Origin of the sequence: Paenibacillus sp. JJ-223, assembly GCF_927798175.1 — a bacterium.
Taxonomy (GTDB): domain Bacteria; phylum Bacillota; class Bacilli; order Paenibacillales; family Paenibacillaceae; genus Paenibacillus; species Paenibacillus hubeiensis.
In genome coordinates this window covers 179173-195003 of the sequence record NZ_CAKMMP010000001.1, presented here as the reverse complement: position 1 = coordinate 195003, position 15831 = coordinate 179173, and the positions used below count along the sequence as shown (strand labels likewise).

Below are 15831 nucleotides of genomic sequence, written 5' to 3'. Positions count from 1 at the left end.
AACATTTCCTATGACACGCGAGATTACGCAACATTATTTTTTGTTGAAAAATCGGGAAAGCTCTCCTTGAATAAGCGATACTTGTCCCGGTCTTTTTCCGGAAACCAGCTGTTGTTTCAACAAACGATGAAGCTGCGTATCCGATAGTTCCCTGCGTTTCACTTCCGTATCGGCCGTAATGACGGTTGCTTCCTCGGATTCCTTGGACACAGGGTTCATTACCTGTTTGATGCCCGCGATGTTTACTCCTTTTTCGATCAAAGCCTTGATTTCGAGCAAACGTTCAACGTCATTAAACGAAAACAAACGCTGATTGCCTGACGTTCTTGCCGGAACGATCAGATTATGCTGCTCATAATAACGAATCTGCCGTGCGGACAGGTCCGTCAGCTTCATAACGATGCCAATCGGGAATAAGGCCATATTTCTGCGAATTTCGTCGCCCATCACTCATCAACCTTCCAGTCATCTATTCTTCACCTTATTGTACATTTACTTGTTACAAAGTGTCAATAACGTGTTAGATAAACTCACAATAATTTACGATCTTTCATGGCTTGTAATGCCATCAAAACGCTATATTTGACATGCGAGTACGTTAATCCCCCTTGCATGTACCCGATATAAGGCTCTCGGATCGGTGCATCCGCAGACAGCTCAAGACTTCCGCCCTGAATGAACGTACCTGCCGCCATAATAACAGGATGTTCGTATCCCGGCATGTCCCAAGGCTCGGGAACGACATGGCTATCCACCGCCGCTGCCCGCTGAATCCCTTGAACGAAGGCAATCAAATGCTCAGCGGAACTGAACTGGACCGCCTGGATCAGGTCAGTTCGTTTATCATTCCATGCAGGTTTGGTGACAAATCCGGAAGCCGCAAACATCGCTGCCGCAAAAACGCTTCCTTTAACGGCTTGTCCAACGATCGTTGGAGCCATGTAAAGTCCCTGATAGATTCCCCGTGTCGTGCCAAGCATTGCACCAACCTCGCCGCCGATACCGGGGGCCGTCAGACGATAGGCTGCAAGCTGTACATATTTTTCCTTTCCGCATATGTATCCACCGGTTTCCGCAAGACCGCCGCCAGGGTTTTTGATCAGCGATCCGGCCATCAGGTCTACGCCCACTTGGGTAGGTTCCAATGGCTCGGTAAACTCCCCGTAACAATTGTCCACGAACACGATGACATCTTCCTTGATCGCCTTCACGCGTGTGACCATGTCCGCAATTTCGTCGATACAAAAAGACGAGCGCCAATCATACCCGCGCGAACGCTGGATACCGATCACTTTGGTTTTTGACGTCACGCTATTTCGCACTGCTTCCCAATCGATCCCGCCATCGGGAAGCAGTGCCGTTTCCTTGTAATCGATGCCGAAATCCATCAGGGAACCCGTGCCATCACCAGGCTTGCCGATGACTTTATGCAAAGTGTCATAGGGTTTCCCCGTTATATATAACAATTCGTCCCCCGGGCGCAGAACGCCGAACAAGGCCGTTGCAATCGTATGCGTTCCCGAAGCGAAATGAGGGCGGACAAGCGCCGCTTCCGCTCCGAAAACATCTGCATATACCTCGTCAAGCACTTCCCGTCCGCGATCGTTGTAGGCATAACCTGTCGATCCCGCAAAATGAAAGTCGCTCACTTTTCTCCGTTGAAATGCATCGATGACTTTCCATTGATTTTGATCGACCAAGCGATCAATCTCTTTCATTTGTTGCTCGATCTGGCGTTCAACCTGTTGTTGAAGCTCAATGATTGCTGTATCAAAACTGGACATCCTGCTTTATTCTCCTTTATTGCATGAATCTAACGTCAAATATATATTGTTATGTCAACTTACCATACAAATGTATCGCCAATGTTACGAAACGATGAAATCTTCGAGTAAATAGCCGTATTTTTCATATTCGCCCTTTTGCAGCTCCACTTGATAGATCACATCATTCTCTTCGAACGACGTGTCCACCACGTCTCCGATCTTATATAATACCGAAGTCAGATCACCGCGATCCGCCGGAATGCGGAAACGTTTGGTATCGCCTGTCAGCTCGGCCTGAATGCGCTCCCGGATTTTGAGCTGGTCAACTTCATCGTATGCACTGATCTTCATATGTTCCTTGTCCTGCGGCAGCATTTCAAGCTGTTCAGGAGTACATGCATCCTTTTTATTAAACAGGACCAGCTGCGGCTTGTCGCCGGAACCCAGCTCCTGCAAAATGGCATTTACCGTTCTCATCTGATCCTCGCGCATTTCGGAAGATGCATCCACGACGTGCAAAATCAGGTCTGCTTCATTCACTTCCTCCAGTGTAGCGCGGAATGCAGCAATCAGATCATGGGGCAGGTTCTGAATGAAACCAACCGTATCGGTAAGCACGATTTCTTTGCCGCTGGGCAATTCCATCGTACGGGATGTAGGATCCAGCGTAGCGAACAACTGGTTCTCAATATATACATCGGCTTCTGTAAGCTGTTTCAACAGTGTCGATTTGCCTGCATTCGTGTATCCGACGAGTGCCACTTGAACTATCCCCGTTTTTTTGCGGCGCTCGCGATGAAGTTTGCGATGTCGCGTTACTTCCTCCAAATGCCGCTTCAGATCATCGATCCTTCCGCGAATGTGGCGGCGATCCGTCTCAAGCTTGCTCTCCCCCGGTCCGCGGGTACCAATCCCGCCTCCCAGTCTGGACAAGTTTTTGCCGTGTCCGGACAACCGTGGCAACAAATAGCTCAATTGGGCCAGCTCTACCTGGATGATCCCTTCCCTCGTATTGGCGCGTTGCGCGAAAATGTCCAGAATCAACTGGGTACGGTCGATAATTTTTAGGTCGAGCGCTTCTTCCAAGTTACGAACCTGAGCCCCGGACAACTCCTGATCGAAAATCGCCGTCGTTGCGCCAAGTTCTTCCGCCACTGCACGCAGCTCATCCACCTTGCCTTTACCGATGAACCATTTCGTATCCCGCGTTTCCCGGTTCTGGGTCAGGACGCTCAAAACCTCAACGCCTGCTGTTTCGGCAAGCTTGACCAGCTCTTCGAGCGAATATTCCGGATTAATACCCGATCGTTTGACCTCATCCGTAATCAGGCTGACCAATATGGCACGATCTTTTTGTACTTGATTGGTATCATGTGTGACATTTGCCATCGTATCATTCCCTCCTTCTGCATGGTACGATCGTCAACCTCCAACGTCTTGCCATGCATGCCAAGCCGGACCGGATGGGCCCGGCCGGCTTATCCAAAGATATTCATTATCGCTTACTTTCACCCAAACTTCAAATCCTCCGTCCAGTCGGTTTCCGTTCCAGATTTGCCGAGATTGAACTGAAGGCGAGGTCCAGGCAAACGGACCATCGAATAGCGGATGGAACGTTCAATCCCATTGCCTTGGAGTACGGTTTCATTGTTCCCATGTCGATGTTCCCTTATTTAGTTTAACATCGGATGGGAAATTTATAAAACATCGCCCGGCAATGCTTGCTATCCTAACCATTCTCCCTGGAACATGATAAATCCTTCCGCCTTCTTAATCATGATGGCCTATGCGTTGAAATTATGTACTCCGCCGCCAGTCCTTACTCCCCACCCTAAGCAAGAAAGAAAACGAACGATCACCTCCTCTATCGAAAAAGTACACCGACTAATTGAAATGTATCCCTTCCGTAATGTCTGTAAGCTTGGTTTTCGCTGCAGGAACATCACGGAATGTAATCTCGGTAAGCTTTTGTTTGGATGGTTTGCCTCCCAAACTCATTAGTCGAACAGCCTGGGTTCGTATTGCCTTTTCAATGACGTTCCGCACGTACCGAGCATTGCTAAAGTCTAACCTGCTTTCCTTTTCCAGGTAAATCAACTCCTTCAATCGGTCCATGGCATCTGAGTTGAGATTGTATTCTTTCTCAGAGGCCATTTTCAGCGCAATCAGCATCAGTTCATCCACGGAGTAATCTTCAAAATTGATTTGAATAGGAAACCTGGATGGCAGCCCTGTATTTATTTGCATAAACTCATCCATTTCATCGGGATATCCGGCAAGTATGATAATGACATCGTCAGCACGATCCTCCATCACTTTCACTAAACAATCGATGGCCTCTTTCCCGAAGTCCTTTTCTCCGCCCCTAGCCAGACTATAAGCTTCGTCAATGAATAACACTCCTCCCATGGCCTTCTTAACCAAGTCCCTCGTTTTCTGAGCTGTGTGACCAATATATTCCCCCACCAAGTCGGCTCTTTCAACCTCCACGAGATGACCTTTGCTAAGTACGCCCATCCGGTTCAGCATTCTCGAAATGATTCTTGCAACGGTGGTTTTCCCCGTACCCGGGTTGCCTTTGAAAATCATGTGATACACTTGTTTGCTGCTCTTCAGCCCTTCTTCGGCACGGAATTTGTTTATTTGAATGAGCGCATATATTTCGTAAACGAGATCCCTAACCTTATCTAATCCGATCATTTCATCGAGTTCTTTGAAAATATCCGCCACAGATTCATGATGACTATTTGATGGAAGAGGCTCCTCCGCTTGCTCAACATAAGGTTCACCCTGATTCTGAGAATTAAACACGATGTTGATTCTTGATTCGTTTACAGTTATTCTTCTCGTTTTTTCGCCCACAGTCATCACCTCAAGGCTCATTATATGCTCGAAGCTATCGTTATAACTCTGCAATCGAACAAATGCTTTGAACAACAAAACCCCTATTGAGATCTAAATTTCTCATTAGGGGCTTTTGGTTTGGGCATGACGTTCATTTTAATCTGCTGAAATGAAGGCCCATCGTGAAAGCAAGAGGACTTTCCGTGGCAAAAATGCTGCTGGACGGCAGCCGGACACGTTCCGTTTCATTCAAAGCTGGACGTTTTTGCGGAACTCCCCGTTCTCGAACAAGGATTTGCGATGTTTAAGCGATAACTGGAAATAAGGAAACATGTGTGCATCGATGGCACGCAGCAGCTCCTTCGCCGTTCGATTGGCCAAATCATAGTCGGCGGTCGTGATTTGTTTCCGCGCCAGCGCCTCCTCAAGTTCATCCTCGTCCAACAAAAAGATCTCTCCATCCTTCAGTACAACGACGTCCAGATAAAGGTCATCGAACCAAGGCACGCCTTGATCGGTAATTCCTTGGCTTCTGCATGTATCAATATACCATTCCACGATGCGCTCTTGGTTATCAAACATGGCAGTCACGACAAAATGTTCGCCTTTGGGATAATACTGCAGCCAGGAATACCCTTTGTCTGCAATGCAAAACGTGCTTCCTCCGTAGGTTTTCCACAATGGTTCCTTCAAATCCTGTATCGTGTACAACGTGATGTAGCCTGTAAATATTTTGGATTGCACGAACCGGCATGTAAATTGTCGGTTCGTAATCCGGCGCCAATTTGCGCGATCCCCGAATTTCCGTTTCATACGAACCCCTCTTTGCCGACAACAGGCCCACCTGGCCTGCTCTAATGTGGTGAACAGCGAATAACGTCTGCATGGGAGCGATTCCTGAACATGCTCTGCACGACGTATTACAATAGCTACAGCTTACCATATTTAAGGTATACACTCAAAATCGCATGATCGGAAACAGAAATGCAAAAGGCCCTGTATCCCAAAGCCAATCGGGATGCAGGGCCTTTCATTTCTTCGAATATGTTTCGTTAACCTCCGTTGCCGGCTTGCGGATCGACGACGTTCGGATCTGACTCTACCGTACTGCCGCTATCTCCGCCATCCGGCGTAACAACCTCTCCCGGGATGACGACAGCCCCGTCACTCGAGCCATCCCCATTCCCGCCTGGTTCAGTCGTGCCTTGATCGGGCGGTGGATTGCCGTTGCCGGATTGTCCATCCTGGCTCGGTTCCCCATTATTCCCGTTTCCGTTATTTCCGTTGTTGCCATGTCCATTGCCGTTGTTTCCATTACCGTTATTGCCGTTATTGCCATTATTTCCATTCCCGTTATTGCCATTCCCATTGTTGCCATTGCCGTTATCGGGAAGCTCGCCGCCCGGATTGTCTATTCCCGGCTCCTCCGTCCCCGGATCCAGTCCCGGATCCGTGCCAGGATCAGGCTCCTGCGGCTCCAATTCCTGTGCTTCGATGAAAAGTGAAATGGTGTTGGTAGGTGACGTCTCTACTCCCGTAGACGGGTCATACGCAGTTACGTAGTATTCGTAAGTCAACCCTGGAAGGGCGCTTAAATCCTGCGCATTAGTCGTTCCAACAGCGTCTATGAGGCGTGTGAACTCCGACTCAGACGTCTCTTTACGGTACACCCGGTACTGAGTTTGGGAATCTCCCGATCCGCTCCACGACAACGATACCGTCTGCGTTGTCGGATCATAAGCCCCGCTCAGTCCTGTTACGGACAATTGTGGTGTCTCCGGTTTTTGCACCGGTGGCGCCGTTTTCTCTCCTTCCGGAACGGTAAAGTCCTTGACAGGAACGCCTTTGAGCGCATCGTTCATGACTTTCGCAAAGAACGCAGCGGACAATTTACTGCTGTTTTTGAGCATATGGTTCGCATCCGGATTGTCATATCCCATCCAGACCGCCGCAGTCCATTCCGGCGTGTAACCAACAAACCACACATCCCGGTTGGAACTGTTGCCGGAAATGCCGCTCTGCGTCGTACCCGTTTTGCCGGCAACCGGACGATCCAAACGTGCAGCGCGTCCTGTCCCGTCGTTGACGACGTTCTGCAGCATTTTGGTCAACTCGTAAGCATTGTGCTCACTCATGACTCGCGTCGTTTTGGACTTGTGCTTATAAATCTCTTTGCCGGTACTGTCCACAACCGATTTGATGGAGTACGCTTCCTGATATTCGCCAAGGTTGGCAAAAGCGCTGTAAGCCTGAGCCATTTCAAGCGTATTGGTCCCTTTGCTCAGCCCCCCGAGGGCAATCGCCAGGTTTTTGTCTTGGTCCGTAAGCTGAATGCCCAGCTTCTTGGCAAACTGCACGCCGGTATTGACGCCGATTTTGTCCAAAAGCCATACCGCCGGAATATTTTCCGACTTCGTAATGGCATCGGTCATGCTGATCGTTGACGAATAACCATGCAGGTTTCCCGGGCAGTAGTTGCCAAAACACTGCTTTTGATTGCTGAGCGGAGAATTGGCATTATATTCCCCGGACTCCAGTGCAGGCGCATAAGATACGATCGGTTTGAATGCCGAACCCGGCTGTCTCCGGCTTTGGGTAACGCGGCTGTAACCTTTCGTTTGATAGTCGCGTCCGCCCAGCAAGGCAACCAGGCTTCCATTTTCATGGTTCATGATCACCATCGACCCCTGCACCTTTTGGTCGTCTTTGCTTTTTTCGAACAGGCTGTCGTCGGAGAAAGCTTTCTCCATCGCCGTTTGGGCCTGCACATCCATGGTCGTGTAAATTTTGTATCCGCCGATGTTCAGATCATCTTCCGTTTTGCCCGTCACTTCTTCGGCTTCACGCAAAACGTAATCGATAAAGGCCTGGTATTTTCTCTCTTTCTCCGGCGGCGTGTAGTCGTAATCGACCGCTTTGGCTTCATCCATATCCGCTTTGCTGATGTATCCTTGCTCGTACATCAACTGTAACACTACCGCGCGGCGTTCCTTGGACGCTTCCGGATTGCTGAGCGGGTTGTACGCCGACGGCCCTTTTGGCATAGCCGCGAGCGTGGCGATTTGCCACAGCTCCAATTTTTTCAAGTCGGTGACCCCGAAATAAAACTCGGATGCTGCCTTGATTCCGTACCGCTGATGGCCGAAGAAAATCCGGTTCAAGTACATCGTCAAGATTTCGTCTTTCGTAAATTTGCGCTCGAGCGCCATCGCGATGGATACTTCCGTCGCTTTGCGGAAAAACGTTTTGTCGCGCGACAAGAACATGTTTTTGGCCAGCTGCTGGGTCAGCGTACTGCCGCCCTCTACCATCGAGCGGGCCATGACGTCCTTGACGGCCGCACGGCCGATCGCCCAGATGTCGACGCCTTGGTGCTCATAAAATCGTCTGTCTTCCGTAGCCACAAACGCCTCTTTCACAAGCTTCGGAATCTCGTCTCCATCGACCGGCTCCAGTTTTTTGATCGACAGCTCGCCCATCAATTCACCGTTACGGTCGTACACTTTCGACGTTTCGTTGATCGTCGTTTTGTCCATGTTGGCCGTAAGCAGGCGTTCCCCGCTGACCATAATAAATAGATATCCGCCCAGTGCACAGAAAATGGCGATTGCCATTGTAAAAAACAGCGTCCATCCAACACGTTTACCCGTAATTTTTTTCTTTTTAGAGGTCTTTGGTTTCGCTTTATTGGATGACTTGCCACTGTTGTTGTTGCGATTAGACCTCGACAACGGATCGTTTGGCATGTTTCCTCCTGACTCCCTTTCGGTTGCTTGATTTCTATTCGCCTATTGGGCAAGGGCTGACGGCAAGCCTTTTTTGCCCGGAATGAAAAGAACAACCCTTTATTCAGGTTGCTCCGCTTCAAATCCTATACATGTAGACGAAATGGCTGTGAAAAAGGTTTCGCAATTTTTTAAGCTTCGCCGTTGTTATCCTGCTGCATCAACGATACGCTGCGTTGCGGCGTGAACGTGGAGATGGCGTGCTTATAGACCATTTGCTGGCGTCCGTCGCTATCGATCACGATTGTGAAATTGTCAAAAGCCTTGATCGTTCCGCGAATTTGGAACCCGTTCGTCAAATATACCGTTGCTGGAATATTTTCCTTCCGCAGTTGGTTTAAGAACGTATCTTGGATGTTGATGGACTTGTTCATTAGCCGTACCCCCATTGGTTCATTTGAATTCATGTTATGGTTCGTATTCAATATCGCTGAGTAGCTTTCGTGCTATTATATCATGAACAGTTTCATATAATCCACAAAAACCCCTTGTCTGTCAACTCGCCCCTCAGCATGAGGCTCATGACGATTAGAAGACTTATCCATTATACACCGCTTGTCACAATTGCAAAAGGGGGGCAAATTTTCAATCGTTCTTCCAGCGTTTCGTTGACCTCCGACGTCCAGAAACCGACGAAAAATGGTCCCCTGGTTCCTGTTTGCAAAAAGAACCCCCATCTTCTCGCCTGGAGAAGACAGAGGCCCAAAGTCCCGATGTTTTTAATAAAATTGTTGCTCGATCCGTGAACGAACCTTCCTGAAATTACCTTCGAAATCCTCGGTGTCCGTAACGTCCACCCACTCGATATCCTTCATGTGCCGGAACCAGGAGAGCTGGCGTTTGGCGAAACGGCGCGTATCCCTTTTCAGCCATTCCACCGCAGCCTCCAAGCTCACCTCGCCCTGCAGGTAAGCGACAATTTCCTTGTACCCCAATCCCTGCATGGAGATGTGTCCAGGACCTACGCCACGTTCCAGCAACGATTTCACCTCGTCAACCAATCCTTGTTCCATCATCAGATCGATCCGTTCTTCTACGCGCGCATACAGCTTTTGCCGATCCATCGTCAGGCCGACAATCAGGAGATCGTACGGGGATATTTTCTGCTGGGAAGCCAACTGCTCGGACCACTTTTGCCCGGTCAAATGGAAAATTTCAAGCGCGCGCACGATGCGGCGCTGGTCGTTCGGATGCAAACGGTCTGCGCTCGCGGGATCAACGGCCCTTAATCGGTCATGCAGCGCTTGAGCCCCATGCTGCTCCGCATAGCGGAATTGCTCATTCCGAAACGCTTCGTCCGATCCGCTGTCCGAAAATTGGAAGCCGTAACAAACCGACTCCACGTACAAGCCGGTGCCGCCCACGATAAACGGCAGCTTGCCGCGCCCATGGATTTCGCCGATCAGACGCGTGCAGCTCTCCTGGAACTCGGCCACGGAATAGGGATACTCGGGATCATGAATATCAATAAGATGGTGGGGAATGCCCTGCATTTCATCCCGGGTAATTTTGGCGGTTCCGATATCCATCTCCCGATAGACCTGCATCGAATCGCCTGAAATAATTTCGCAATCGAAAGCCTTGGCCAGCTCGATGCTCATTTTGGTTTTTCCTACCGCCGTCGGCCCGACAAGCACAAGCAGCTTCGGTTTAACTTCCGCTTTCAACATGGATCACTCCGTACAGTGTTTTTGCATTGGCCCGATCGAGAACGTCGAAGCCAAGCCTCGTAAATTCGGCGCTGCCGCGCTTTTCCTTCATGACGATTCGCTTGCGGGCAACCCGTTTTGCCTCTTCGATGCTCTCGATGTCCAGCGCGCTCGGATTCGCGTAATCACGCAAAGGCTGGATGGCGCTCGAATCCATCATCGGTTCGCGAAACATCGGGTCAAAATAGACGGTGTCGCAGCTGTTATCCGGCAAGGAGCGCAGCAAATCCAGATGATGGGCATGATGCAGCTCGATCCGGCGAAACGCCTCGTCTACCTCGGGCAGTTTGCTTTCATAGTGGGACATGCCCTCGGCTAACAGCGCGTAGATCGGCAGCGAGCTCTCGCAAGCAATGGTCCTTCCCGTTGGGCCTGCCGCTACCGAAAATACGAGCGCATCCGTCCCGAGTCCGGCTGTGCAGTCGAGGATCGTATCCCCTTGGCGGACCGCTCCGGCATCCAACATCGGATCAGACTCTCCCGCAAGCACGCGCTTCGCCCGGATAAACCCCATGCTGGGATGAAACTCAAGCTGTTCCGCATGTTTGCGATATAGTCGTGCCCTTCCTTGCAGAACAACCAGAATTTCGTTGGCTTGGTATCGGTCGGCCATTTTGGACAGGGACATATTGCCGCGCGGCACATATGTTCCGCCTGTCAATTGCGCCAAGCGGCGAGCGCGTTCCACTAGGGAATCGGCTTGCGTGTCACCGGTTGTAATATACATAACTTCCTCCTAAACAGTCACATGACCCGTTTGAACAATTTTTCCAGATCATACGTTGAAAATGAAACGACGATGGGACGCCCGTGCGGACAAGTGTATGGCTGGCGGCAAGACGCAAGACGCTGAATCAGCACCTCGGCCTCTTGCTCCGTCAGCTTTTGGTTCGCTTTGATGGATGCTTTGCAGGAGCACATGATGGATGCAGCCTCCCTTAGCTTGCCCACGTCGATGCTGCGTTCACTGAGCACCCATTCGCACATTTCTTCTATAATATCTTTCTCGTCTCCATGCGGGAACCAATATGGATGGGAGCGTACACGGAACGTCTGGCCGCCGAAATGCTCCAGATAAACGCCGGCTTGCTCGAACCAGGCCAACCTGGATTTGATTTTTTCGGTCTCGGAAGGCGTAAATTCCAGCGTGATCGGCAGCAACAGCTCCTGCGAAGCCTGCGCGGGATTACCGAATTTTTCGAAATAATATTCGTAATTCACCCGTTCATGCGCAGCATGTTGGTCGATCAGGTAGAGACCGTCATCGCTTTGCGCGATCAGATACGTGCCATGGTGCTGTCCGATCAGGCTGAGCTCCGGAAACGACGGCACGGCCGCATCGGATTTCAGCGCAGCAGCCAGTTTGTCGACATCCGGCAGCGGCTTGCCCGTTCCGGCATACTCCCGCTGCGCAGCTGGCGAAGGTGGCTGGTAAGCCGGACGGCTTTCTTTCACCGACACCGGCGAAGCCGAAGCTTTGGAACGATAGTCTGCACCTCGGCTATGCTCGGGAGGCTGTGAAGTCGACGGTTTTGCAGATGCAGGCACGATGACTTCGTCCGTCCCTGCCGAGCCGTAGGCAGTGGTCTCTTCGGGAGGAACCTCGGGAAGAGGTGCCAACTGGGCCGAGAAATCCAAACGTTCTCCCTCATTCACTTCAGCAGGTGCCTCCAGGTCCATATCCGGATCGCCTTCAATGTTCGCACTCTGTCCGGAAGGCTTCGAAGCAACCGCATCCTCGTTCAGGCGAGGCGCTTGAATCCGTTGATCGGGATAGGATTCCGGACGTCCCTCCCCCTCCGCGGGCAGCTCGTCTTTGTACGGTGCCCTTGGAAATACAAACTGCTCCTGAATGATGGCCCGATCATCCCCGCGTCTGACCTGTTGTTTCGTGACTTGAGGAATCAGCACTTCTTTGCGCAGAATGCCGCGAAGCGTCGTCTCCACGAACTCGTACAGTTCAGTCTCCTTGCTGAACCGCACTTCCAGCTTCGCAGGGTGAACGTTGACGTCCACAAGCGAAGGGTGCATGTCCAGCTGTACGACGACGAGCGGGTAACGATTAATAGGCAGAAGGGTATGATATGCCTTGAGAATGGCCTGATTCAGCCCATAATTCCGAATATACCGTCCGTTTACAATCGTCGACATGCCGCCCCGATTCGCTCTGGTCCATTCAGGCAGACTGATCAGACCTTTGACGCGGTAATCCAAATTTTCGCCTTCAATCGGCAGCATCGCTTTGGCCGCGCTCGTGCCATAAATGGCTGCCACCACCTGCAGCAGGTCTCCGTTCCCCAGCGTCTGGAGCAACGTGTTGGCATTATGCCGCAGCGTGAACGAAATGTCGGGATGGGACAATGCCATCCGGTACAGCACATCCGAGATGTGCCCCAGCTCGGTTTGAATGGTTTTCATGTATTTGAGCCTGGCCGGCGTGTTATAAAACAGCTCCTTCACCACAAATTCCGTCCCTTGCGGCGAAGCTGCATCCTCGTGCGAGCACAGCTTGCCGCCCTCGATGACAATTTTGCGGCCCCGGCCGTCGTCCGCGCTGGCCGTCAGCACCTCGACCTTGGACACGGCCGCGATGCTGGGCAGCGCTTCTCCCCTGAAGCCCAGGCTCGTGATCTGAAACAGATCCCGCCCGTGCGCAATCTTACTCGTGGCATGGCGGTAGAAAGCCGTTTCGAGATCATCCGGCTCAATGCCGGATCCGTTGTCTTTGACGCGAATGCTGAGCAATCCGCCCTCTTCCACGCTCACTTCGATTTTGCTTGCCCCTGCGTCGATCGCATTTTCGAGCAGCTCCTTGACGACCGAGGCCGGGCGTTCAACGACTTCCCCGGCCGCAATCTGGTTGGCAATATGTTCATCCAGCACATGGATTTTCGCCATCGTTTATTCCCCTCCCGCTTGAATCAGGATAATTGCTGGGCTTTGACTTTAAGTTCGTTTAACAGCTGCATCGCCTGAAGCGGGGTCATGTTCATGACATCCACATCCTTCATCTGGCGGATAAGTTCCTGGGTACGCTCATCCGGCACGGAAGTAATCGGTTCAGGGGTGTGCAAAGGCTCCTCGTCATCAAAGATCGAGAGCTGAACCACTTCCTGCCGTCCTTTCCCCTGACGGTCCTTGCCTGTATTGTCCGAAGGTCGGTAGTCCTCCCGAATCACCGATCCGGTCGATCCATTCACTTGCTTCTCATCCCGAAGAATGGAGGATCCGTCGGATGCGGCCTGATCTGTTTCATAACTGGCAGACGGCACGCCACTTGAATTCTTTTCTTTCGCCGCAAGCTCGCTGCCCACCGCAACCTGTGCAGCCGCCTGTTCAAACCCGTGCAGCAGGCCGTTCGCCCGCTCTATGATCGTATCCGGCAATCCGGCGAGACGCGCGCAATAGATGCCGTAACTGCTGCTCGCGGCGCCAGCAATCAGTTTGCGCAGGAAATGAACTTTGTCTCCGCTCTCCTGCACGGCCATGGAGTAGTTGGCCAGCTTGTCCAAACTTTCCTCCAGATGCGCAAGCTCATGGAAATGCGTCGAAACCAGCGCTTTGCAGCCGATCACGTCATGCACGTATTCGATCACCGATTGCGCAATGGCCATGCCTTCGCTCGTGGATGTTCCCCGGCCCAATTCATCGATAATGATCAGACTGCGCGGCGTCGCCTTTTCGGTCATGACCTGAATGTCGGCCATTTCCACCATGAACGTGCTCTGGCCGCCAATCAGATCGTCCGCAGCGCCGATTCGTGTGAAAATGCGGTCCATGATCGGCACCTCCGCTTTGCCCGCAGGAACGAAACAGCCGATTTGAGCCATGATCGAAATCAGCGCCACCTGTCGCATGTACGTGCTCTTGCCGGCCATGTTCGGTCCGGTGATGAGCAGGATGCGTGCGGCGTCCTTCTGTATCGCCGTACTGTTGGCAATGAACGCATCCGAATGCATCACAGCTTCCACGACCGGATGGCGGCCCTGCTCCACCACAAAATCATAACCGTCCGTCAGCACGGGACGAACGAAGTTGCGCTCTGCGCTGATCGCAGCAAACGATTGGTACACGTCGATTTCCGCCACTTGCTCAGCCAGTTTCTGCAATCTGGCCACCTGCCGGTTCAACTGGTCACGCAGCTCCGTGAACAAGGCATATTCGATATCGACCATTTTGTCCTGTGCCTCAAGGATCAGCGTTTCTTTTTCCTTCAGCTCCGGCGTAATGAAACGCTCCGCATTGGCGAGCGTCTGCTTCCGTTCATAACGCCCTTCCGGCAGTGCCGACAGGTTCGATTTGGTCACTTCGATGTAATAGCCGAACACTTTGTTATAACCGATTTTCAGCGACCGGATGCCGGTTGCGTCGCGTTCCCTTGCTTCCAGCTCGGCAATCCACTGTTTACCGTTGAGGGAGGCTTCGCGCAGCTCATCCAGCCGCTCATGATATCCTGGACGAATAATTCCGCCGTCACGCACGGAAACCGGAGGCTCGTCCACAATGGCGCTCGCGATCGCATCGCGCAGGTCATTGCAATCGTCCATCACTTCCGCGATATGGCGAAGCGTGGCGGAAGTCGAATCCGCACAAAGCCGGCGCAGTGCCGGAACCTTGTCCAACGACATTTTGAGCGCGTTCAGATCCCGTCCGTTCGCGTTGCCGAAGGCGATTCGTCCAACCAAGCGTTCCAAATCGTAAATATCCTTAAGTTCGGCCCGCAGATCCTCGCGCAAAATAAACTGGTTATACAGCGTGTCCACCGCTTCGAGCCGCTCGTTGATCTTCCCTTTTTGCAGCAAAGGTTTGTCGATCCAGCGGCGCAGCATGCGCGCTCCCATGGACGTTTCCGTGCGATCGAGCAACCACAGCAAGGAACCCTTTTTGGAGCGTTCGCGCACGGTTTCAACCAGCTCCAGATTGCGCCGTGTGAACGGGTCCAAAATCATGTAATGATCCGGCTCATAAGCGCTGACCTGCGTCAATTGTCCTAATGAACGTTTTTGCGTTTCATTCAAATAGGAGAACAGCCGCGCGATGCATGTCTGACGCTCAGGCTCGAGACGCGCCCAGACCGCTTCCCCGAACTGCTGGCGCACAAGCTCTTCTTTATTTTTCACCCATGGGGTGTATACGACAGGTCGCCCGATTGGCGATGCTTGGGCAGCCACCTCATCCAGCAGCGCAGCGTCCCCGATCAGCTCGGATGGTTCGTAAATGCCGATTTCGTCCTTCAGCCATTCCTTCGAATAGGGAACCGACGTCACATACAGCTCACCCGTAGACAAATCACATGCCGCAAGCGCAAGCGTGTTCGCATCTCCCGTCAAACAAACGATATAGTTGTTGGACTTGTCCCCGAGCGTTTTGCCCTCCATCACCGTGCCAGGCGTAATAACGCGCACGATTTCTCGCCGCACCATGCCCTTGGTGACCGTCGGATCCTCCATTTGCTCACAAATCGCAACTTTATGCCCCTTCTCGATCAGACGTTGTATGTACCCTTCTGCTGAATGGTACGGCACGCCGCACATCGGAATCTTCTCGTCCGAACCTCCGTTGCGGGCAGTCAACGTAATTTCAAGCTCACGCGCCGCATTAATGGCATCTTCAAAAAACATTTCATAAAAGTCGCCCAGCCTGAAAAAAAGAAAAGCGTCCTGCGCCTCGGCTTTGACTTGCAAATATTGTTGTATCATAGGCGTATACTGAGCCATCGTTATCCTC

11 protein-coding genes are annotated in these 15831 nt (G+C 51.7%); all 11 read right to left on the bottom strand.

Annotated features, from left to right (window positions below):
• Positions 1-33: 33 nt before the first annotated feature.
• Positions 34-447, bottom strand: coding sequence for a MerR family transcriptional regulator (locus tag L6H98_RS00770; protein WP_236412159.1), 414 nt, complete (start codon positions 445-447; stop codon positions 34-36).
• Positions 448-530: 83 nt separating this feature from the next.
• A complete protein-coding gene (locus L6H98_RS00765; RefSeq protein WP_236412157.1) occupies positions 531-1784 on the bottom strand; it encodes a methionine gamma-lyase family protein in 1254 nt (417 codons plus the stop codon).
• Between the two features lie 84 nt (positions 1785-1868).
• The gene (hflX, locus tag L6H98_RS00760; protein WP_236412154.1) at positions 1869-3155 is read right to left on the bottom strand and encodes a GTPase HflX; all 1287 of its coding nucleotides are present in this window, start codon (positions 3153-3155) and stop codon (positions 1869-1871) included.
• Positions 3156-3650: 495 nt separating this feature from the next.
• Positions 3651-4628: an AAA family ATPase gene (locus tag L6H98_RS00755; RefSeq protein WP_236412912.1), complete on the bottom strand. Its 978-nt coding sequence runs from the start codon at positions 4626-4628 to the stop codon at positions 3651-3653.
• Between the two features lie 231 nt (positions 4629-4859).
• A complete protein-coding gene (locus tag L6H98_RS00750; protein WP_236412153.1) occupies positions 4860-5423 on the bottom strand; it encodes a DUF402 domain-containing protein in 564 nt (187 codons plus the stop codon).
• Between the two features lie 239 nt (positions 5424-5662).
• On the bottom strand, positions 5663-8356 hold the full coding sequence (locus tag L6H98_RS00745) for a PBP1A family penicillin-binding protein (protein WP_236412151.1): 2694 nt from the start codon (positions 8354-8356) through the stop codon (positions 5663-5665).
• 170 nt (positions 8357-8526) lie between these two features.
• Positions 8527-8769, bottom strand: coding sequence for an RNA chaperone Hfq (gene hfq, locus L6H98_RS00740; protein WP_056689929.1), 243 nt, complete (start codon positions 8767-8769; stop codon positions 8527-8529).
• Between the two features lie 345 nt (positions 8770-9114).
• A complete protein-coding gene (gene miaA / locus L6H98_RS00735; RefSeq protein ID WP_236412149.1) occupies positions 9115-10065 on the bottom strand; it encodes a tRNA (adenosine(37)-N6)-dimethylallyltransferase MiaA in 951 nt (316 codons plus the stop codon).
• Complete coding sequence (locus tag L6H98_RS00730) at positions 10046-10831, bottom strand: class I SAM-dependent methyltransferase (protein WP_236412148.1); 786 nt, start codon at positions 10829-10831, stop codon at positions 10046-10048. Before L6H98_RS00730 ends, miaA begins: the two co-directional genes overlap by 20 nt.
• A 17-nt stretch (positions 10832-10848) precedes the next feature.
• Positions 10849-13002, bottom strand: a complete 2154-nt coding sequence (gene mutL, locus L6H98_RS00725) for a DNA mismatch repair endonuclease MutL (protein WP_236412147.1) — start codon at positions 13000-13002, stop codon at positions 10849-10851.
• Between the two features lie 23 nt (positions 13003-13025).
• Entirely contained in the window at positions 13026-15821 is a 2796-nt protein-coding gene (mutS, locus tag L6H98_RS00720; RefSeq protein ID WP_236412146.1) for a DNA mismatch repair protein MutS, read from the bottom strand.
• Positions 15822-15831 lie beyond the last annotated feature (10 nt).

What these genes read in the sequence shown, in the direction of transcription:
- hfq (WP_056689929.1), bottom strand. Translation starts at nt 8,769, where the DNA reads ATGAACAAGTCCATCAACATCCAAGATACGTTCTTAAACCAACTGCGG.
- mutL (WP_236412147.1), bottom strand. Translation starts at nt 13,002, where the DNA reads ATGGCGAAAATCCATGTGCTGGATGAACATATTGCCAACCAGATTGCG.
- miaA (WP_236412149.1), bottom strand. Translation starts at nt 10,065, where the DNA reads ATGTTGAAAGCGGAAGTTAAACCGAAGCTGCTTGTGCTTGTCGGGCCG.
- mutS (WP_236412146.1), bottom strand. Translation starts at nt 15,821, where the DNA reads ATGGCTCAGTATACGCCTATGATACAACAATATTTGCAAGTCAAAGCC.
- L6H98_RS00750 (WP_236412153.1), bottom strand. Translation starts at nt 5,423, where the DNA reads ATGAAACGGAAATTCGGGGATCGCGCAAATTGGCGCCGGATTACGAAC.
- L6H98_RS00745 (WP_236412151.1), bottom strand. Translation starts at nt 8,356, where the DNA reads ATGCCAAACGATCCGTTGTCGAGGTCTAATCGCAACAACAACAGTGGC.
- L6H98_RS00765 (WP_236412157.1), bottom strand. Translation starts at nt 1,784, where the DNA reads ATGTCCAGTTTTGATACAGCAATCATTGAGCTTCAACAACAGGTTGAA.
- L6H98_RS00730 (WP_236412148.1), bottom strand. Translation starts at nt 10,831, where the DNA reads ATGTATATTACAACCGGTGACACGCAAGCCGATTCCCTAGTGGAACGC.
- L6H98_RS00770 (WP_236412159.1), bottom strand. Translation starts at nt 447, where the DNA reads ATGGGCGACGAAATTCGCAGAAATATGGCCTTATTCCCGATTGGCATC.
- hflX (WP_236412154.1), bottom strand. Translation starts at nt 3,155, where the DNA reads ATGGCAAATGTCACACATGATACCAATCAAGTACAAAAAGATCGTGCC.